We start from the raw sequence: 20,985 nt of genomic DNA, 5'->3' as shown, positions 1-20,985 counted from the left end.
AAAGCAACTAATAGACTGCTGTGAGATTTTCTACTGTGTTATTGATTAGTCAACAACAGTGAATCCCATAGAACGAGCAGTACCTTCGATCATACGCATTGCAGACTCAATGTTTGCTGCGTTCAAATCTGGCATCTTAGTTTCTGCAATTTCTTGTACTTGTGCACGAGTAACTGTAGCAACTTTAGTTTTGTTAGGTGTACCTGATCCTTTTTCAACACCTGCAGCTTTTTTCAAAAGAACAGCAGCTGGTGGTGTTTTTGTAACGAAAGTAAATGATTTGTCTTCGTATACTGAGATAACAACTGGAATGATCATACCAGCTTGGTCAGCTGTACGAGCGTTGAACTCTTTTGTGAATCCCATGATGTTGATACCAGCTTGACCAAGAGCAGGTCCGACCGGTGGAGCTGGTGTAGCTTTACCAGCAGGGATTTGCAATTTTACAAGTTTTTCGACTTTTTTAGCCATTTTTAAATCCTCCTTTGTGGTTTTGGCGGTAATGTAAGATTTTTACCTCCCACAAGTATGCTTTACACATACCCATCTATTATACACTATTTATCTAAAAATGCAAGAGAAAACTTTCATTTTTAATCGACGTAATCTCCGCCTTCAAAGCCATAGTATTCTTCCAAACTGAGGCCACTTGCAGCAATTTCTTTGGCTTCTTTTCCAACGTAGCGGAGATGCCATTCTTCTGCCATGTAGCCAGTCTCTTTTTCCTTGCCTTTGAGATAGCGAACAACAAAGCCATAGTCAGCCGCATGATCTAAGAGCCACTGGGCTGCCTTCTCCTCTGTCACCAATTCTCCATTAGTCCCAATCAAATCAAAAGCAAGACCTGTTTGGTGTTCACTATAACCTGGTCGAGCCGAGTAGCGATCTGCTGCTTCCTTACCGTCTTGATTCACATAGTCTTGATAAAGTTTGATTTGGGTTTCATAACTTCTAAAACCACTGTAATGATCGCTGATTGGGTAGCCAGCTGCTTGCATGGCTGCAATGAGTTTGACCAACTCTGCCTTAGCTGTTGGATTTTCTCCTGGATTGTAGTCTTTTGACAAAGGATAGTGCTTATTAGCTATGACGATCTCATCATATTTTCCTTGTATACTATAGTGATCTCCCTTATTCACAACTTCTGCCTTTTTCTGACTAGAAGCTTGAGATTTGCTCCCTATAGTCCCTTCAGGTTGACTAGTTTGTTCCGTTTTTTGAGTGTTTTCTTCATTTTTAGGTTTTTCTTGAGAACATGCTGCTAGGGTTACTGCTAGCAAACCAGATAAAACGATGTATCTTTTTTTCATTTTTTCTTCCTCTCTTAGACCACGTGCTTCTCTAATTCATCAGATAAGGTTTTAATCATCTCTTCCAGTTCAGGCGATTGCACCTGGCAATCTTCTGACGCCATTTCTTCCCATGGCACCCACCAGACTGGACCACGGCCATTCAATCCATGCCCCCTCATATCACCTGACCGTCTTGGAAAGAGGTGCCAGTGAGCGTGGGCATCTCCATTTCCTAGAAGTTCGATGTTCATCTTTTCAGCTTTAAACGCTTTGGCAACAGCTTCTTGAACCAAACTCATTTCCTCTAGAAAACGAAGTTTTACAGAAGTCTCCATATGGTGGAGTTCTGTGACATGCTCTTTTGCCAGAAATAAGGTATAGCCCTTAAAGTATTGGTGGTCTCCAATAACAACATAGCCTGTTTCTAGTTCTTTTACAAAGTAAGGATTTTCCCCTGCCTTGATCCATTCAATTCTTTGACAAATCAAACACATATTAGTCTACCAATGTGCTCTTGAGATAGGCGTCTACCATACGCTCGGTCGCCACGACCGAATCAATGTGTGTTCGTTCGTAGGAGTGACTTGATTCAATACCAGCTCCAAGGAGGGCATGTTTGACCTCTGCTCCTGCTGACATAGCTGCGGAAGCATCCGAACCGTAAAATGGATAAATATCGAGCTTAAATGGAATATCTTGCTCCTTTGCCAAAACCACTAAATGTTGACGGAAGTCATAGTGATAGGGACCTGAAGCGTCCTTGACACAGATAGACACTGTATATTCGTCTGTCTGTTGGTCATCGCCCATAGCTCCCATATCCACAGCCAGATATTCTACTACCTGAGCTGGAATATTGGAGTTAGCACCGTGGCCCACCTCTTCAAAGACTGAAAAGGCAAAATGGGTTGTTACTGGCAAGTCGATTCCTTCTTCTTTATAAACTCGAAGGAGATTGAGCAAAATGGCTGCGCTGACCTTGTCATCCAAATGACGGGATTTGATAAAACCAGTCTCTGTCACGACAGTTCGCGGGTCAAAACTGATAAAATCACCGACCTCGATGCCCAAGGCGCGCGTTTCTTTTTCATTGCTTACTTTTGCATCCAAACGCACTTCCATATTGTCCTGTGTGCGTTCTGCAGTTCCTGCATCCTTGTAGACATGACAAGAAGTCTGGTGGATGAGGATGGTTCCAGATACCTTTTTACCTGTGCTAGCCACATGAATCGTACAGTTCTCCCCTTCAATCATGTTCCAAGGGAAACCACCGATACGATCCAATTTGAGACGACCGTCAGGTTTGATAGCACGAACAATAGCACCCAGCGTATCCACATGGGCAGTCACATAGCGTTGTTGCTCATCATTTTGACCTCTAATGGTCACATTGACACCGCCCTTGGCTGTACGAACCGGCTGGTAACCAAGCTCTTCTAAAGTACGGACTAGGTGGTCTGAAATCTCACGAGTAAAGCCCGTTGGAGATGCAATTGCGGTTAGTTCTTTGATATAGTTTACAGTTTGATTCATTTCTTCACCTCTTCCTTCCATTATATCACTTTTCCAGCTAGATCCCTTCTTAAAAGGAACTTAAGTATCTAGTTGATTTCACTATGGATCCGTGTTATAATACAAATACTTTGATTATGAAAGGAAAGTAATAGATATGAAATCATACTTTAAAGCCTCGCTAGCCCTTGTGACTTCACTTGTCCTCCTACTCGGATGTTCCAAACAAGCATCAACACCTGCAAACAGCAGTTCTAAAGAAGACACAACAACTCAGTCAAGTGAGAGCAAACAAAGCACTGAGCAATCTTCTGAGAAGAAAGAAACAGCCAAGACACATACTTTTGTCAACAAAAGCAATCCTGGAATCACTTCTACCTTGGTTTATACTGTAGAAGGCGACAATGTTACCAAGCAAACCGCTCAGAATGTTGCAGATCCTGAAATCCTTGGTGCAACTCCAGAAGAGGTCAAGAGTACACTCGAGGATACCTATAAAGGTTATTACGGGCTAAAAGGTGTTAAACAAACCATTGAAATCAAAGATGGAAAAGTTGTTCAAGATCTCGAAGTTGATTTCTCAACTGCAAGCCTTGACGAACTTAGAAAAGCACTCCCTGAAGAATATCCTGGTATTGGAAATCGTGTCAGTTTCTCAATCTCTAAAAATGGACTAGAGACAATGGGATTTACTGAAGAAACTAACTAATCCTCCAAAGTGAATATAGGCAAAAATCCTTGGCTCAAGCCAAGGATTTTTTTATTCCATTTCAAAAACATCGCTTTCTTGCTTGTTTGGTAAAACCAAGGAAAGCAAGATTCCGATAATAGCTGGCACTAACCATGGTAGAGAGGCAGCTGCAAACGGAAGAGCATTGACGAGATTTGCTAGAAACTCAATCTTAAAGGAACTTCCAAGAACACTTGCAAGAGCGATTGCTGTAACTACTCCTATTGTCAACTGCATACCCGGTTTTGATAGGGCAACAAACTTATTAACAATCACGATCATCACAATGGCGATGGTGATTGGGTACAAGATTACCAGTACTGGCACTGAATACTTAATGATTGCATCAAGACCAAGATTTGCAATAGCAAATCCAATCAAGGTAAAGGCAGTGGCATAGACCTTGTAGCTGATTTGTGGGAAACGACCGTTAAAGAACTCGGCTGTCGACACAATCAAGCCAACTGTCGTTGTGAAGCAGGTTACAGTTACCATAACAGCAAGGAAGAGTTGAGCTGTTGAACCAAAGATTTCCTGAGTTGCTTGTGACAAGATATAAACACCTGGTGTTCCACCCTTCATCGCTTCTGCTGGTACTGGGAAATGATTTCCAAGGAAACCTAAACCAATGTAAAGAGCGCTAAAGGCAAGAGCTACAACGATACCAACAACCCAAATAGTTGAAATGTACTCTTTCTTACTGGAGAATCCAAGTTGTTTCAAGGTTTGAACTGCAATCACACTAAAGGCAACTGAAGCAAGGGCATCCAAGGTATTATAACCTTCTAGGAATCCTGTACCAAAGGCAGAAGCTTGATAAGCAGCCGAAGCCGCTTGAGGGCTGGTTCCACCATATTTGAAGGCACCTAGTACAACCAAGATAACGATCAACAAAGCAAAGACTGGTGTTAAGATACGTCCAATGCGGTCCAAGATTTTTGATGGATTGAGTGAAATCAAATAGGCCGCTGCAAAATACAGCACCGTAAAGATAATCAATCCTAGACCTTTGTTTGCTTCAGATAAGAGAGGGCTAATCCCAACTTCGTAAGCCGTTGTGGCTGTACGTGGAATGGCAAAGAATGGGCCAATCGATAGATAGAGGACTGCAAGATAAAGAGTCGCAAACCAAGGTGAGATTTTCTTAGAAATCTCATAAATGTATCCTTTAGGATTGAGCGTTCCGATGATGAGCGTTAGGACGGCAATCCCGACACCCGAAAAGACAAAACCTGCGATGGCAGGAAGAAACTGTTCTCCAGATAGGGCACCTAGAGAAGGCGGAAAAATCAAGTTCCCCGCACCAAAAAATATTCCAAACAGGAGCAAGCCTGTTAGGGCACCTTTTTTAGCCATAAAAATCTCCTTCATATTTCTAAAATACTGACCTAGTATACCACGATTAAGAGTCTGAAAAAAGTATCCAAAATTAATCATTGAATGTTTTCAATATTTTTAAAAATAAGAATTATCTAAAAACAAAATCCCTCACTCAGTTGAAACCGAGCAAGGGAAGATTAGGATCTATCGCCATATAGGTTTAAAGATTTTCAAAGGCCGTCATTCCACCTTGAACATTGATGACCTTGTATCCATGCTCCTCTAAGAATTGACAAGCACGAGCTGAACGAATGCCCGACTTACAGATGACATAATAGAGTTGGTCAAGTTCCAATTCTTGGTAGCGATCCGCTAACTCAGAAAGAGGAAGAAGCTGGACTCCTTCTAAGTGAAGGGCATCATACTCCTCCTGCTCACGAACATCTAGAACGTGTAAGTTTTCTTTCTGATAAGCTTGGTAAAAGCTCGAAAATGGAATTTCTTTCATGATTTCTCCTATAGAATTTGTTATCGAAGTTTTAAAATTTCATAGCTAAAGTCAATAGCCTCTAAAAATCGGAACAAGTCTTGGGTTTTAATAAAGATGGTCTTTTCATTAGTATTGGGATGGAAAGTCATGATATCCTCCGATACAATGTCCTTATCAAAATAAACTAGAATGTCTTTTTCTTCATTATTTAACAAACCAAAAGGTGATACCGTTCCTGCTGGTAGGGTCATTTTCTCAGCCAAGGAGTCCAATGAGGCCATTCGAATCCGATCGGCTCCCACTTGAACTTTAAAGTCATACATATCCAATCGTTTCTTGTCATCCATTATAAGCAGATAGTACTGAGTTTTCTTTCTATTGGTCAAAAACATGGACTTAGTCCGGACTCCTTCCATTCCTTCAATATAGCTATCTGCCTGCTCTGTCGTAAATACAGGTGGGTGCTCCACCACATCAAAGGTAATCCCCAACTCTTGCAAGGTATTAGCTACTTGTTGATAAGCATCCATAGTTTTTCTCCTTTATTGATGAATAATCTTTTGTACCAATGCTTTCAAATCTGGCACCACTTCTGACTCAAACCAAGGATTTTTGGCCATCCAAATTTGGTTTCGTGGTGATGGGTGCACCAAGGGAAAATAAGTGGGCAGATAATCCTGATAACGTCGAACTCTCTCTGTTACCTTGCCACTAACTTTCTCATGTAAATAGTAGGCTTGGGCATACCGGCCGATTAAAAGAGTTAATTGGATATCGGGTAATTCTTGCAAGAGTTGGAGATGCCATTTTTCTGCAAAACCAGCTCGAGGCGGTAAATCTCCAGACTTCCCATGCCCTGGAAAGTAAAAATCCATTGGCAGAACTGCAAAATAACCCGAATTGTAAAAGGTATCTACATCCACACCTAGCCAGTCCCGCAAGCGATCGCCACTCTTATCCTTCCAATAAATCCCAGCTTCTTGCGTTTTAAATCCAGGAGCTTGTCCGACAATATTGATGCGAGCAGTTTTTGGCGCCGCAAAGAGCGGTTCGATTCCACGTTCTGTATAGCTGGCATTCTGCGGATCTGCCATAATGGCTTGCTTGATTCTTTCAATTTGAGACATCTGTTTTCCCTCCAAAAAGAAGTCTAAGATTAGAATCTCAGACTTCTAAAGGCTTATTTGATCAATTCATAGATAGCTTCAGCATAGATTGCTGCTGCTCGGAAGAGATCGTCCAAGGCGATAAATTCATTGGCTTGATGCATGGTGTCAATTGAGTCTGGGAACATGGCACCGTAGGCTACACCACGCTCCAGCAAACGACCAAAGGTACCACCACCGATGACCTGCTCATGACCTTGAAGTCCAGTTTGTTTTTCATAGACATTCAACAAGGTTTGAACAAGTGGATCTTCCATCGGTACATAATGGGGCGTATGACCATGCTCTGACAAGCTAACAGAAGCAACTGGCAGGTTTTCAAGAATTGACTGGATATGCTCAGGACTTGTTCCTTTTGGATAACGGAAGTTAAGGGCAATGGTATTGTCTGCACTTGCTTCGTCAAAGCGGAAAACCCCCGCATTCATAGAAAGGGCACCCATCTTTTCATCCACATGAGCAACCTTGAGATTTTCACCCTCATGGTCGTTCAAAAGAATCTTACCAGCGATGTCAAGGTAGTCTTTAGCAGGTCCAGCAAAGTCAAACTGACTGAGGAAAAGGGCAAGGTAGGTTGCACCATTGACACCAGAAGCAGGCATAGCACCGTGGGCTGATTTACCAATAATCGTCACCTTGTACTGACCGTTTTCTTCTTGAATTTCTCCTCTGAGTTTGTGCTCAGCAACAAAGGAATCTAGTTTAGCTTGCAAGTCAACCAGGTCGCCCGAAACAACTGCCATTGCTGATTCAGGCACCATGTTTTCACGCAAACCACCTGTCAAGCTATGAAGACGGGCAGCACCTGCATTTTCACCTGCAAAGTGAAGGTATTCAGTGATATTTCCTTTTTCACCATTGATGATAGGGAATTCAGCGTCTGGAGAGAAACCGAAGTCTGGTTTTGCAAGTCCTACGTGCTCGAAGTAGTAGTCCATGTCTGCCCAGCCTGATTCTTCGTCTGTTCCGACGATGAAGCGAACTTTCTTAGAAGTTGGAAGGCCCAATTCTTTGATGATTTTCAAACCATAGTAACAAGCTGTTGTAGGACCCTTGTCGTCTGAAGCTCCACGCGCATAAAGGCGACCGTCTTTGATAGTTGGTGTATATGGGTCTGTGTCCCAACCGCTACCAGCTGGCACCACATCCATGTGAGCAAAGATTCCGAGAACTTCTTCTCCATCACCAAACTCAAAATGTCCGGCATAGTTATCAACATTTTTTGTTGGATAGCCATCACGGTCTGCGATTTCAAGGAATTTTTCCAAGGCTTTTACTGGGCCAGGTCCAAATGGATGCTGAGCGTCCGCCTTGCTGTCGTCACGTTCTGAGTTGATTTCCAAAAGGCTAAACAAGTCATCTAAGAGGTCTTCTTTGCGTTTTTCTACTTCTGCTGTAAAATCAATTGCTGTCATTTTTTCTTCTTTCTATCTTTTCTCGATGATTTCATCTACTGGCAAGCGGTAGCTTGGTTCCAATTTTTCGTCAGTGTAACCTACCGTAATCAAGAGTTCTGGGCGGAAACGGTCTTCAATTTCCAAAACCTCATTGGTTTTTGATTTGTCAAATCCAAGAATAATGTTAGAACCGATTCCTTGGTCTGTAAGAGCCAGAACCAAGTTCATGGCAACCAAACCAGCATTGAGGGCTAGGTAGTCGCTGACTTGTTGTTCACTGTAACGTGCAAATTCAGCAGGCAAATTCTTCATATAATATTGAAGTTGCTCTTCTGAGAAGTTCTTTGCACCACCAACGCGGGCAATCTTGCGGGCACGTTTGGCAAGGTCTGTATCTGTAAACAAGGCAATGGTTACAGGTGCTGATGACACCTGCTCAAAGTTCGAACCATAAGCCAATTTTGCCAATTCAGCATTTTTCTCACGAACGACCACAAACTTCCATGGCTGGCTGTTGTGGGCACTTGGGGCCAAGGTTGCGATTTCAATAGCTGTGCGAACATCTTTGGGATCCACCGGTTTATCAGTGAAATGCTTGGTCGCATGACGTTTTTTATTTAATTCAAGAAATTTCATAATCGATTTCCTTTTCTAATTCTACTGCTTCCATTCTACCATATTTTGAAAGAGCTTGCAGGAATTTTTCATAGAATTAGTACTTCTTTCAAACTCTCTGCTATTAATTTGAAGCTATTTAAGTAGGTATCGCTTTAGATTTGAAGCAATCAAAAAGCAGGTGATCGAACACCTACTTTCTTATATTATTGACCAGATGTGTATGGAGCAATTGCTTTATAAGCCGCTTCCAGCGCTTTCTTCATTGTGTCACGTCCAGTTTTCAACTGTTGAACAAATAGAGTACGAGTTTGTTCTGGCACTACTGTATCATCAGAACCAATACTTGAAAGGCTTTCGTTAAATGACTCTCTTACAGTCTCCATAGATTTAAGCGCTGGTTCAACTTGGGCGTTATATGCTTCTTTTCCACTCTCTGGAATTTTTTCCCCAATTTCAACTGCATGCTTTTTATAATTGTCGACTAGTTTACCAAAGACTTTCTTCACATCTCCAACAGTTTTAGCATTGTCAATTTCTTCATCGGTGATCAAAACAACCTCATTATTTTCTGTCTTTGAACTAGACGTTGTTGATGAAGTCTCTGAAGAAGAAGTTTGTTCTACAGAGCTTGAAGTCTTAGTCGAAGAATCAGACGTTGTTTTCCCTGAACATGCTGCTAAAACAACAACAGATAAAAGAGCCATACTGGCTGTAATAATTTTCTTCATAATGTTCTCCTTTATATTAAGAATTAAGTTCATTGTATAACAAAATAATTTCAATGTCAAATTTTAGCTAAGCCATCTTTTCTTCCTTATTGTATGACTCTTTTCTAAGCGATTCGACTACAAACCTCACTTCAAATTAAGGGTGTCCATTTTATTTCTCACTTTGCAAAAAATCAAAATAATTCTTTACATCCTCTACATACCCATGCTTTTCAATTAATCTAGCTAAGAGTTCTAGATTGTGCCCCTGATAATTGTCATCTCGGCGTAGCTCTTCATACATTTCGATAAAAGGAAGGCCCTTGGACTTGGCCAATTCTAACTCCGCTTCATAGTCATAAGCAACCTTACGAAATTGGATATTTGCCAATTCCCCATCCTCAACCTCTATCACGGCATACTGGGCACGGTGATTTTTTAACTTTTCCCAATTAAAATAAGGCATACCAATGGTACCTGGATTGATGATTTGTTGCCCTTGGCTTCCATAACGAAGCAACTGCTTGTGGACATGACCGTAAATTGCTACATCTGTCTCCTCATCAAGTAGCTGGTCAAATTTCTCCGTATCATTGTCAACCAGCAAGTCACTCCCATAGTTTTTGTCAGGCAGGTTATGCGAGAGTGAAAAATGCAACCCATCAATTTCTTTCTTCACAACCATCGGCAGATTCCGCAGCCAAGCAATCTGATCGGGAGCCATTCGCTCCATTAAAAACTGGGTCATACGCAAGAGCTGGACTTCCTGTGGATCTTCTAAGCCATATTGACCATCTAAGGCCTCTAGGACACAATCATCCCAATTGCCTCGAACACTTGCTGCAATAGGAAGTTCCTTTAAAAGAGCGACCAAGTCATTTGCACCTGGACCAGGAAGAAAAATATCTCCCAGAAGCCAGTATTCATTGGCTCCTTGAGTTTTAGCATCTGACAGAACTGCCTTCAAGGCCGTGGTATCCCCGTGTATATCAGATAAAATCGCGATTCTGTGTTTCATATTATTACTTTCTATTGTTCATTTTCAAATGATTGTATTGATAATTCAAACTATTTAATTACAACCTTATTTATCCGCATTGGCACTACTTATATTTGCTTCAATCATTGCTCTGACCTGCTGGCGTTGTTCCTCATTTAGATTCAACTTCTGTAGTTGTTTTTCAATACTAAATTCTGAGGTATTGTATTTCTTATCATACATATCTAATAATTTATTACGAAGAATAGGCTCGCTGATCAAATGAATTTCTTTTAATAGTTCTTCTTCATTTCCTTCATGCTCCTCTTTTTCATTAAGTCTTTCAATCATAGAATTAATCTTCGCTAAGGCAAAATCACCATAAATATTATCAATCAAATTTTCCTTCATGATTTCTTGTATATTCTTAGCGAAAGTGTTTTGAAGAACTTTACCTTCTGAATATACAGTTTCTTGATTCTTTTCAAGCATAATCACATTTCCTGGTTTAATATCAGATAACATATAGGGAGAGTGGGTTGTGAAGATGAGTTGGAAGCTCATTCTCCCTATTTTGTTGATTTCATTTATATAGTTGACTAAAAAGTTTATTAAGCTTCTAGACCATTCGAGGTGCATACCTGTCTCTATTTCATCAATTAAAATTATGTAGTGATCACGGGAAATATTATTAGATAAAACTCTTTTAATCTCACTAATTAAAAGTAAAAGATTAGTTTCTCCAGTAGACATGGTAATTGCAATCTCAGAAAATAATCTTTTTTTCTTTTAAGACTTAGATTTTTATCATCTAAATATTTGTTAAAACTTTTATTAAATTCTAAAAATAATCTAGGTAACTCCTCTTGATATCTATAAACTATATTGGCTATTAAAAAATTTTGTTGTCTGTTAATATCCAACTCAGTTGTTAGTTTTTGCTCTTTTTTTAAGTCATATATAGTTCTCCAAACTTCACGTACTGATTCATCTTCTATTAAATCTAGTCCCTCGAGAAAGTCTTCTTTAAATTCGGCAAACTCTCCAAACCGTTCGGCTTTTGTCTTATTTTTATATTCCTCATATTTCATATAAGGAAATATCTCTTCTATGTTTTCAAGTTGTATTTCCAATTTTAATTTCAGGTCCGATTTAATTAGTCCATCCTTATACAAATTTTGATAAGTTCCAAAAATATCGCTAGGATATGCTTCTGTGAAATGTCTGTTAATAATAGTTTGATGATTTTTATTTTTATTATATACACTGTACCTCTTAAGTTTTTCTTTAAAACGACTTTGTAAGAAGCCAAGTATAATACTTGAAATGTTTGGATTTTTTCTACTATCTCTACTTTCTAAATTATATATAAAACTCTTAATACTCCCTTTGTTTTTTCCCTCCATAAAAGTAGAAAATCCAGTCATCAGCTCACCATCAAAATAAAGACTATATTTACTACTATCAAAGAAATTATAAACGTACTCAAAATATAATTCTGTTTCACTTTTTAAAACTAAACAATATATTTTATCTTCAATAAAAGCTTCCTTATTTTGAAATACATCATAATGTACAAGCATATTTAATATACTAGACTTCCCTCTACCATTTATCCCTGATATTAAACTAATATTATTAACTGATCTTCCATAAAAATTTTCAATATAATCTGGATTTTTATCAATTTTTAATTCATTCGTTTCAAAATCAAAATTTACTTTATATTCATCTGAAAAATTAAAAATCTGATTCTTAAAAAGCTCATCATACTGTTTAATCACCAAAGCAATTAATTTCATTCTTCTTCTCCTACTAGTCCAATTTCTTTGCTAATATCTGTAACCATTTTTGAAAGTGGTCTTTTCCCATAATTTTCTTTGTCTGTGTAGTGACCTGTTATAAAGCGATTCACCTCAGCCTTGCTCAATTCAAGGTTTGTTTGATTTAAGATTTCTGACAAACCCTCTCTATAACTATCTGTATATACTTCTTTTTTCCAAATCAATTCATTGACCACATCAATGTGGCTTTGATATAGCTCCTCTATACCCAAATCACGAATTCCATTTTCAAAGTTAATATCACAAGAAACAATTTTGATTTTAATCTCATCGACAGACTTTGGAATGTATGTAAACTTTACATCATCGAATGGAAAACTAGTATCATAAGGATTATATTCTAAATCCTTATTTGATTTCACATGATTACAACTATAACAACTAGGAATTAAATTATAAAATGAAACCGCAAATAGTGGATAGCTGTCTTTTGGAAAAAAGTGGTCTAGTTGAGCAGTGTTTACTACTTTAGTCTGACCACTAATTTCTTGCTTGCAACCCGGACATTCTTTTTCAACCTCATCAATTATAAATAAGTCTTGATTACAATTATTACAATGAAGTATTTTATATGTTGAGTTTATATAATTACGATTGCAATACGGGCATACCGAAACGTTCTTTAAATCAATTAATTTCTTCCTTAATCTCGAATCTATCTTTCCATAAGATTTTTTTAGATACTCTGCTAATCTAGGTTCTTCATCTACGAAATTATCCAACAATTCTTTAAGATTCTCTAAAAATGAATACTCACCTATCATTATCTTTAGAAAAGCATCCCTTTCACTTGCTAGCTCTAGTACATTACTGGCTACCCAACTATTTAAATCATTTTTAAATTCAGGATAACCTTGAAAACTCATTTTTTTATATAATTCCAAGCAAATTTTCTCAACTTCAGACGGATTTGATTTTTCTAAAGGTATCATAATTGACACTCCATTCTGGTTCACTTCTTTCCCATTATACCACAAAAGACCGTTTTTACGGCCTTTTATTTATATATTAATCATCTAAATCCGCCGAAGATTCTGCAATCACCGCTTCTAATGCAGTCACATTGCCATGAATATCTGATAAAATTGCGATTTTATGGTTCATGATGATTTCCTTCCGTTTGGTAATCTACTCTCTCTTCCGCTACTTGAGCCAACTCCACTTCTTCCTGCGGGTTCAACTTTCTCTGAACAGCTTCTGCGACTGCCCTTGGTACCCCAACTTCGACAATCTCATCCACACTGGCTTCCTTGATTTTAGTGAGAGACTTGAAATGCTTCATGAGATTCTGCTTGCGTTTAGGCCCCAATCCTTCAATCCCATCCAGTTGTGAAGAAAAAGAATTTTTTGAGCGCAGTTGGCGGTGGAAGGTGATAGCAAAGCGGTGTACCTCATCTTGGATGCGTTGGAGCAGGAAAAATTCCTGAGAATTGCGAGATAACTCTACCACTTCCAGTGGATCTCCGAAGAGCAGTTCATGGGTTTGGTGCTTATCATTCTTTTGCAGACCTGCAATTGGGATATCCAAACCTAGCTCTTCTTGGATGACTTGCTTTGCGATATTGACTTGACCTTGTCCCCCATCAATCACAATCAAATCTGGCGGAGTTAAATCTTCTCGTTGAACTCGACCATAACGCCTGCGAATGACTTCACGCATACTGGCATAATCATCTGGACCGACAACCGTTTTTATCTTGTACTTTCGGTAGTCTTTTTTACTTGGTTTGCCATTGACAAAGACCACCATAGCTGAAACAGGACTTGTTCCCATGATATTAGAGTTATCGAAGGATTCGATGCGGACTGGGGTCGGAATTTGAAGCAAGCGTCCCAGATTTTCAATAGCTCCTTGGGTCTTTTCAACAGATTTCTCTAGCAGATTGAACTTCTGCTCCAGACTAACACGGGCATTTTTTATGGCTAGATTGACCAGTTGTTTTTTCTCTCCACGTTGAGGTTTGAGAATTTTGGTATCCACCAAGGCCTTGACTGCTTCTTCATCGATATCTTGCGGAATCAATACCTCATTAGGAACCAGGTGAGATTTTTCTTGATAGAATTGTCCCACATAGGTCAAGAAGTCCTCATCCGGATCATTGTAGTAGGGGAAGAGATTGACGTCCCGCTCAATGAGCTTGCCTTGACGAACAAAGAAAACCTGAACACACATCCAACCCTTGTCCACATAGTAGCCAAAGACATCCCGATTTTGGAGATCCTTTGCCATAACCCGTTGCTTGGTCCGAAGCGTTCCAATGGCCTGAATCAGGTCACGGTATTCCGCCGCACGTTCAAACTCCATACTTTGAGCTGCCTTTGCCATCTTCCCCTTGAGGTCATCGATGATTTTGTCATCCTGTCCTTTTAGGAAATCAGAAACCTCCTGAGACATGGACTTGAAATAAGCCTCATCTTTCTGACAGATGGCGTGAGCCATACATTGCCCAATATGGTAATAAAAACAGACTTTAGAGGGCGGGTTGGTACACTTACGAAAAGGGAAAATCCGATCTAAAAGCCGCTTGATTTCATTGGCTGCCCCCACATCTGGATAGGGACCAAAGTAGAGACCACCGTCCTTTTTGACCTGACGGGTGATAATCAAACGAGGATAACGCTCATTGGTGATTTTGATGAAGGGATAGGACTTGTCATCCTTGAGCATGATATTGTACTTGGGCTTATTTTCCTTGATAAGGTTGATTTCTAGGAGAAGTGCCTCAATATTGGACTCAGTGACGATAAATTCAAAATCCACAATTTCAGACACCAGAGCCTCCGTCTTGGTATCGTGACTCCCACGGAAATAGGACCGCACGCGATTGCGCAGATTTTTAGCCTTTCCTACATAGATAATGGTGCCATTTTTATCCTTGTGAATGTAACAACCAGGGCTGGTTGGCAGGAGCTCTAGTTTTGATTTGATCAAGTTATTCATAGTTCCATTATAGCAAAAAGGCTGTAACAGGACGAACAAAAAGCCCCCACCAATCGCTTGATGGAGGGAGCTTTGATTTCATTTCGGATTGTCCCGACTTCAGTTAGTCGCTACTGGTATAGAGTTCTTGAACAGCTGTCACATCCCGAGGCTGAATTCCATAGTAGGAACCTGCTGGCTGCATGACAGAAGTCTCGTTGGTATGATCCAATCCGATGGCATGCCCCAGCTCATGTTCTGCCGTGTGCACGATCCGTTCGTAAGAATATCCATAGTTTGGATTGGATAGATAATAGTGATTCAGGCGAACCGTTACAGATATAAATTGATTGGTCAATAGATTGGTTTGACTCTCGGCTTGACCAGCTACAGCTGTCGATCCATCATTCATCTCACTTGCCACAATATCTGCTTGGCTAGGATCCGCAACCACCTCAAAGGTAAAGGCTCCCGTTTTATTCCAGTTTTTTATGGCTTCTGCATAGGCAGCTTGGAAGGTCTCATCCATTTGAGGCTCAATATAGATGCGAGCTGAGGCCTGAGCCCACTTGCCTTCTGCATGTTGGTGACTGTCTGTTTTAGATAAGACTTCCAGCGTTCCCGTCTCCTGCCACTGATTCCAGCCACCTTGACCAATCTGGCTCATTTTTTCAACCTGATTGACCGCAGAATGAAAATCACCTGTCAGATACCAAACCACTCCAAAAGCAATGAGCAGTAGAATGACCACAGTCCAAACCAGACGCCAGAAGAAACGCCAAATTCCCAAAAGAAATCGGAACAATAATCGAATAATCCAGAACATGACACTCCACCTTTCATAAAAATAAGAATCTATCTTAAAATCACATTCTCCTTGATCAAGATAGATTCTCCATTTTACTGAAGAAAGCTGAAAGAAACCTAAAACTAAGATAAACGTTCTTCCAAGACAAAGTCAATTGGTAGAGTAGCTAAAAAACGTTCCAATTGTTTTTCCCAGTAGTACCACTCGTGCTTACCTGGACTGTGACTATAGGTCACCTCAAAACCAAGCTTTTTGAGGTTTTTCACTGCGAGATTATTGGCAGAGTAGAGATAGTCTTGCTCTCCACACCAAGCCCATAGTTTAGTCTTTTTATCGGATTTTGCAGCCATGCTTTCAAGCGAATGAGGACTAGCTGTCCAGTCTTTAATCTCTCCAAAAACTCCTCTCCAGTAGGCAAGTGATCCCAGATCCTGACTTTCAGGAGAAAATTCTTGAAAACTGAGCGCACCAGAAAAACTAGCCGCATGAGAAAAACGATTGGTTGCGAGAGCCAGCTTAAAGGAACCATAACCTCCCATAGAGAGGCCTGCAATGAAGGTCTTTTCTCGCTTGCTGGTCATATTTGGGAAGAAACGTTTCATGACTTGGGGGAGTTCTTCTGCTAGAGCTGTATAGTAGTTATAGCCATACTGAGTATCTGTATACCAGCCATTGCTAGTATTGGGCATGATAACAATGAGATTGGTCCCGCGCAACAAACGCTCGACATTGGTTCGCTTGAGCCAGCTATTTTGGTTTCCTGACATCCCGTGTAAAAGATAAAGGACAGGAATATCTGTGCAATCTGGTTCAGTCACCCGACTAGCATCTGGATAGAGTACGGTAACGCCCCACTCCATATCCAAAACTTTTGAGTAATACTCAATATTCATAACTGCCATGGTTGTCTCCTTTTACTATTCTATAAGAAAAAGCCGAATTTCGACTTTTTCTGTAGGTATCCTGCTTATTATTTTGCTTCCATTACGACTGGCAAGATTGCTGGACGACGCTTGGTTTGATCAAAGAGGTACTTGGTTAGATTGTCGCGAACCTTTCCTTTGAGATCTGCCCAGTCAAAGTCATCACCTTGAAGATACTCTTCTACCGTTTGGTTAATCAATTCTGAGCTTTCACGGAGAATATCGCGGCTCTTCTTGAGATAAACAAATCCACGCGTATGGACGCGAGCCTTAGCCACAATCTTCTTCTCACGACGGTTGACAGTGATCGCCACGATAAAGATTCCATCCTCTGACAAGACCTTACGGTCACGAAGGACCACATTTCCAACGTCCCCGATGGCATTTCCATCAATCAAGACATCACCTGCAGAAACTGCTCCAGCTGGAACAAAGTCTCCATGTTCATAAGACATGGTCGTTCCCTTTTTAGGGATGAAAATGCACTCTGGCAACATCCCAACTGCCATGGCAGCCTTGGCATGCGCATCCAACTCACGATATTCCCCTTGGATAGGGAAGAGGTATTTTGGTTGCAAGAGATTGATCATCAACTGCAAATCACGCGCATTCCCGTGTCCGGACACTCGCAAGCTTTGGGTAATGAGTTTCACCACACCACCAGCTTGGTAGATCATGTTTTCAACACGCGCCATGACAGCTTCTTTGGCGATAGATGGAGTCGTTACGATATAGACCAAATCCCCATCTTTGATTTCCACATAACGGTGGCGTCCAATAGACATCTTACGAAGTCCATTAATAGGCTCACCCATACGACCTGTCTCAAGGATAATCAACTCATGGTCTTCAAAACGAGACATTTCTTTGGGTTTGATTAACAGACTTTCATTGGCCAAAGACAATTTTTTGAGACGAATCGCTGTTCGGACAATATTTTCAACATCAAATCCGGTCAAAACAACTCGACGACCTGTGTCCGCTGCAGCATCAAAGACCTGCTGGATACGAGAAAGGTTGCTGGCAACAGCTGCAACGATGATACGACCTTCCCAGTCCGCAATGGTCTGGGTAATTTCCTCTCCAACTTCACTCTCGCTCGCTACCTGGATATTGCTGTCCGCATTCGCCGAGTCACTGAGAAGAGCTAGGACTCCCTCACGACCAATCTCCGCCAAACGAGCAAAATCAGTCGCATAGGATTTACTAGCCGTTTGGTCAAACTTGAAGTCACCTGTATAAACAATGCTGCCCTTTGGAGTTTTCAAGACGACTCCCAAACTTTCTGGGATGGAGTGAGTTGTACGGAAGAAGGAAACCACAGTCCCTCCAAAATCAATCTCCGTATCCTCATCAATCACATGGAAGTCATTGAATTTCTTAACAGCATCATTTCCTTTGACAAAGAGTTTTGCCAACTCGATGGTCAACTCCGAACCAAACACAGGCACCTTAGCCTCTGCCAAAAGGTAAGGCAGAGCTCCAATGGCATCCGCATGCCCATGGGTCAAGAAGACCCCAGCGATACGATCACTATTTTCAAAAAGGTATTCCATATTTGGAATGACGACATCAACCCCTAGCTGTTCATTTTCAGGGTATTTAAGCCCCGCATCCAAAACAAAAATAGAACCATCGATTTCGGCGATGTACATATTTTTCCCGTTTTCACGTACACCACCTAGTGTTGTTAAACTGATATTACTCATTTTCCCTCCGAAACTTAATCTATCTTGATTATAGGGTAGGTTTACCCTCTTATTCTAAAAGTTCTAAAACTTTCAGCCGAATCTTTTCCTACCATTATACCATTTTTTTGATGATTTTCAAAATGAAGATTTGTTTCCAAAAAAGAGCTGGTTGCCCAACTCTTTCCTACCTTCTAGTTTTCTGCCATTAAAAAATCATACATTTCCTGCACCGTACCCAGCGCCATCATTTCCTGATTTTTTACAGTTTGTTTGAGATTTTGGTAAATCCGACTTTCTCCTATCTCTCGCTTTGGCGCTTCCTTATTGACTGTCATGACACCATCTTTGATCGTCACAAAGTCCAGCTCCTCAAATACTTGAATCATCTTGACCAGCAAGATTTGTTGGATATTGAGATAAGCTGCTAAATCTTTCAGCTTGTAGCGAATATCAAACTCTGGGAACTGGTAAATAGTCTTGTACAATTTTGCAAACTGTTCTCTAGTCCCATAACCTGTCAGATAGTAGGCCTTATCAATATCATTTTTGAAATAGACAGCAGAGAAATGCTGTTCTTGAAAAATGGTCTTCAGCAAGCTAATATCCTCAGGAATGGTTTTCACAATAACCGCTTCACTAGTCGCTAATTCTGGTAATTCTCCAGCAAAGTCCAAGACTGGAACCCCTTCTGGCAAGACTGCATTCTTCCCACGAATGTTAAAGAGTTGAACGCCTTCCACACGCGCATCTACCATCATCAACTGGAGGGCAGTTTGGCCATTCCATTGATTGACAGAAAGGGTGACTGCCAATTCTAAGTTTTTTGTTTGAGCAAACTCTGTCGCCCATCTACCTTGTCCGAAGGCTACTACTTCAAAACTCGCCTCACCCTTGGAGATCTTTAGTTTGAGGTGGGCGTTGCCTGCTCCCATGGTTCTAGCACTTTCGACCTGAAAATCCTTGATATAAAAGACCGGTTTCTGATTATCCATTCCAAAAGGCGCCAAGCGTTCAAAGCTTTTAACCGTTTCTAAACTAAGAGTCTCCAAGTCTAGCTCTTCATCTAGATTTAACTTGTTCTTACCGCTAGCATCTGCACCTTTTTCACGGATATAGTCTTCCAAGACCTGAGATAAATCTGAAAGTCTCTCCATTTCCAGCGTCATACCCGCTGCACCAGCATGGCCACCGAATGCGATGAAGAGGTCTCGATGGGGATCCAGAGCTTCAAAAATATCGACCGCTTCCACACTACGAGCACTACCCTTGGCACGACCATCTTCTATATTAAGAACGATGACTGTCTGCCCCAATTCCTCTAGCAAGCGCCCAGCTACGATACCCAGAACGCCAGGATTCCAGCCTTCCTTGGCCAAAACCTGGACCTTCTTCTCAGGATCCACCATGGTCTTAGCTTCTTCATAGATGGACTGAACGATTTCCTTGCGCTCTTCGTTTTTCTGATGAATCATGAGGGCAATCTCATGAGCTTCCTCGTCGTCAAATCCAGTTAACAAATCAATGGCTGGATTGGGATCATCCAATCGCCCCAAGGCATTTAAACGAGGAGCAATCTGAAAACCAACTGTTTCTTCTGTCACTTCATTGGCAGCAATCCCAGCCATATCCAGCATTTCTTGTAGACCGATGCGCTGAGTATGTCCCAACATTTCCAGACCATATTGAACCAAAATACGGTTTTCATCCGTCAAACTCACCATATCCGCAATGGTACCGATAGCGACCAAATCAAGCAATTCTACTTGCACTTCTTCTAAAAGAGCACAAGCCAGCTTGAAAGCCACTCCACATCCAGCTAGATATTTGAAAGGATAGTCCGCATCTGGATGCTCAGGGTGAACAATCGCATAGGCATCAGGAAGGGTTTCTGGCATGGAATGGTGGTCAGTCACAATGACATCCACTCCCATAGATTGGGCCAATTCAATGGCTTCGTGACCTGCAACCCCATTGTCCACTGTCACAATCAAGGAAATTCCCTCTTGCTCGATAAAGTATTTATAGACACTGGCATTGGGACCATAGCCATCGGTAAAACGATTTGGCAAATAAACACGGCATTCAGCGCCAAGCTGTTCCAAACTTTCCTTAACAATCGACGCTGAAGTCATACCATCCGCATCATAGTCACCGTAAACGAGGATATTCTCCCCTTCTTCAATGGCCTGACGAATCCGTTCCACTGCCTTGTCCATATCATGGAGCAGATAGGGGTCATGTAAATCCTCTAAAGAAGGTTCTAAAAACTTCTTTAGACTTTCTTCATCCTGAATCCCTCTTTCAAATAATAACCGAGCTACCTCAGGACCCAGTCCAGCCTTCTTGGCTATCTTTGTAAAATCCGCATCTTCTACCTGCGGGGCAAACTGCCATTCATAAGTAGGAGTTATCAAAAAAACATCCACTCTTTCTAAGAATTCTATCGTTTCATTATAACATGATTTAGGCTTTTTCTCTATTCAGATTGCTTTTTTATAAAATTTTAGTGAATTTTTTTCAGATATGATTTGACAAGAACATTCTTTTGTTGTAGAATCATGTTATAAAATATAACACAAAGGAGATCT

Annotated in this window: 21 protein-coding genes and 1 pseudogene; 1 reads left to right on the top strand and 21 read right to left on the bottom strand. The window is 40.8% G+C overall.

The window, feature by feature from the left end:
- Positions 1-45 precede the first annotated feature (45 nt).
- The 4 genes from rplK to HMPREF9965_RS07545 all read right to left on the bottom strand — a co-directional run bounded on the left by rplK (position 46) and on the right by HMPREF9965_RS07545 (position 2,825).
- Complete coding sequence (gene rplK, locus HMPREF9965_RS07560) at positions 46-471, bottom strand: 50S ribosomal protein L11 (protein WP_001085808.1); 426 nt, start codon at positions 469-471, stop codon at positions 46-48.
- Positions 472-593: 122 nt separating this feature from the next.
- A complete protein-coding gene (gene ldcB / locus HMPREF9965_RS07555) occupies positions 594-1,310 on the bottom strand; it encodes an LD-carboxypeptidase LdcB/DacB (protein WP_000747735.1) in 717 nt (238 codons plus the stop codon).
- Positions 1,311-1,324: 14 nt separating this feature from the next.
- Positions 1,325-1,786: an HIT family protein gene (locus tag HMPREF9965_RS07550; RefSeq protein ID WP_000335631.1), complete on the bottom strand. Its 462-nt coding sequence runs from the start codon at positions 1,784-1,786 to the stop codon at positions 1,325-1,327.
- A gap of 1 nt (position 1,787) precedes the next feature.
- A complete protein-coding gene (locus tag HMPREF9965_RS07545) occupies positions 1,788-2,825 on the bottom strand; it encodes a M42 family metallopeptidase (RefSeq protein ID WP_025170842.1) in 1,038 nt (345 codons plus the stop codon).
- Between the two features lie 136 nt (positions 2,826-2,961).
- Between HMPREF9965_RS07545 and HMPREF9965_RS07540 the strand changes: the two genes are divergently transcribed.
- Positions 2,962-3,513 (top strand): DUF1307 domain-containing protein, encoded by a 552-nt coding sequence (locus tag HMPREF9965_RS07540; RefSeq protein WP_000844324.1) that lies wholly within the window; start codon positions 2,962-2,964, stop codon positions 3,511-3,513.
- A gap of 51 nt (positions 3,514-3,564) precedes the next feature.
- Here the strand turns inward: HMPREF9965_RS07540 and brnQ are convergent, their stop codons facing one another.
- The 17 genes and pseudogenes from brnQ to recJ form a co-directional block, all read right to left on the bottom strand.
- The gene (brnQ, locus tag HMPREF9965_RS07535; protein ID WP_001074599.1) at positions 3,565-4,890 is read right to left on the bottom strand and encodes a branched-chain amino acid transport system II carrier protein; all 1,326 of its coding nucleotides are present in this window, start codon (positions 4,888-4,890) and stop codon (positions 3,565-3,567) included.
- Between the two features lie 184 nt (positions 4,891-5,074).
- A complete protein-coding gene (locus HMPREF9965_RS07530; protein WP_000659062.1) occupies positions 5,075-5,362 on the bottom strand; it encodes a rhodanese-like domain-containing protein in 288 nt (95 codons plus the stop codon).
- A gap of 20 nt (positions 5,363-5,382) precedes the next feature.
- Positions 5,383-5,874: a prolyl-tRNA synthetase associated domain-containing protein gene (locus tag HMPREF9965_RS07525; protein WP_000340328.1), complete on the bottom strand. Its 492-nt coding sequence runs from the start codon at positions 5,872-5,874 to the stop codon at positions 5,383-5,385.
- Between the two features lie 12 nt (positions 5,875-5,886).
- The gene (locus HMPREF9965_RS07520) at positions 5,887-6,471 is read right to left on the bottom strand and encodes a uracil-DNA glycosylase family protein (RefSeq protein WP_000078123.1); all 585 of its coding nucleotides are present in this window, start codon (positions 6,469-6,471) and stop codon (positions 5,887-5,889) included.
- Between the two features lie 53 nt (positions 6,472-6,524).
- Positions 6,525-7,925, bottom strand: a complete 1,401-nt coding sequence (gene pepV, locus HMPREF9965_RS07515) for a dipeptidase PepV (RefSeq protein WP_000125070.1) — start codon at positions 7,923-7,925, stop codon at positions 6,525-6,527.
- Between the two features lie 12 nt (positions 7,926-7,937).
- Entirely contained in the window at positions 7,938-8,543 is a 606-nt protein-coding gene (locus HMPREF9965_RS07510) for a nitroreductase family protein (protein WP_000670156.1), read from the bottom strand.
- Positions 8,544-8,728: 185 nt separating this feature from the next.
- Positions 8,729-9,253, bottom strand: a complete 525-nt coding sequence (locus HMPREF9965_RS07505) for a hypothetical protein (RefSeq protein WP_000720917.1) — start codon at positions 9,251-9,253, stop codon at positions 8,729-8,731.
- Between the two features lie 151 nt (positions 9,254-9,404).
- A complete protein-coding gene (locus HMPREF9965_RS07500) occupies positions 9,405-10,250 on the bottom strand; it encodes a metallophosphoesterase family protein (RefSeq protein WP_000682725.1) in 846 nt (281 codons plus the stop codon).
- Between the two features lie 66 nt (positions 10,251-10,316).
- Entirely contained in the window at positions 10,317-10,964 is a 648-nt protein-coding gene (locus HMPREF9965_RS0102450; protein WP_025170841.1) for an AAA family ATPase, read from the bottom strand.
- Positions 10,931-12,013 (bottom strand): hypothetical protein, encoded by a 1,083-nt coding sequence (locus tag HMPREF9965_RS07495; RefSeq protein ID WP_004243610.1) that lies wholly within the window; start codon positions 12,011-12,013, stop codon positions 10,931-10,933. The genes HMPREF9965_RS0102450 and HMPREF9965_RS07495 overlap by 34 nt, the downstream gene beginning before the upstream one ends.
- On the bottom strand, positions 12,010-12,987 hold the full coding sequence (locus tag HMPREF9965_RS07490; protein ID WP_000612470.1) for a hypothetical protein: 978 nt from the start codon (positions 12,985-12,987) through the stop codon (positions 12,010-12,012). The genes HMPREF9965_RS07495 and HMPREF9965_RS07490 overlap by 4 nt, the downstream gene beginning before the upstream one ends.
- 97 nt (positions 12,988-13,084) lie before the next feature.
- Positions 13,085-13,159, bottom strand: a pseudogene (locus HMPREF9965_RS13480) (phosphoesterase); the annotation flags it as partial.
- Entirely contained in the window at positions 13,149-14,996 is a 1,848-nt protein-coding gene (uvrC, locus tag HMPREF9965_RS07485; protein WP_001061116.1) for an excinuclease ABC subunit UvrC, read from the bottom strand. The pseudogene HMPREF9965_RS13480 and the gene uvrC, both read right to left, overlap by 11 nt.
- Positions 14,997-15,099: 103 nt before the next feature.
- On the bottom strand, positions 15,100-15,801 hold the full coding sequence (locus tag HMPREF9965_RS07480) for a M57 family metalloprotease (protein WP_000498568.1): 702 nt from the start codon (positions 15,799-15,801) through the stop codon (positions 15,100-15,102).
- A 104-nt stretch (positions 15,802-15,905) separates the two neighbouring features.
- Entirely contained in the window at positions 15,906-16,685 is a 780-nt protein-coding gene (locus HMPREF9965_RS07475; RefSeq protein WP_000290057.1) for an alpha/beta hydrolase, read from the bottom strand.
- A gap of 68 nt (positions 16,686-16,753) precedes the next feature.
- Positions 16,754-18,415 carry a ribonuclease J gene (locus tag HMPREF9965_RS07470; protein WP_000065618.1) on the bottom strand — a complete coding sequence of 554 codons (1,662 nt, stop codon included), beginning with the start codon at positions 18,413-18,415 and terminating at the stop codon, positions 16,754-16,756.
- A 173-nt stretch (positions 18,416-18,588) separates the two neighbouring features.
- Complete coding sequence (gene recJ / locus HMPREF9965_RS07465) at positions 18,589-20,811, bottom strand: single-stranded-DNA-specific exonuclease RecJ (RefSeq protein WP_004243603.1); 2,223 nt, start codon at positions 20,809-20,811, stop codon at positions 18,589-18,591.
- Positions 20,812-20,985: the final 174 nt, after the last annotated feature.

The organism is Streptococcus mitis bv. 2 str. SK95, from assembly GCF_000222705.1.
Classification (GTDB): domain Bacteria; phylum Bacillota; class Bacilli; order Lactobacillales; family Streptococcaceae; genus Streptococcus; species Streptococcus mitis_AY.
Note: the sequence above shows the minus strand (reverse complement) of the source record. Positions and strands in the feature narration are given on the sequence as shown.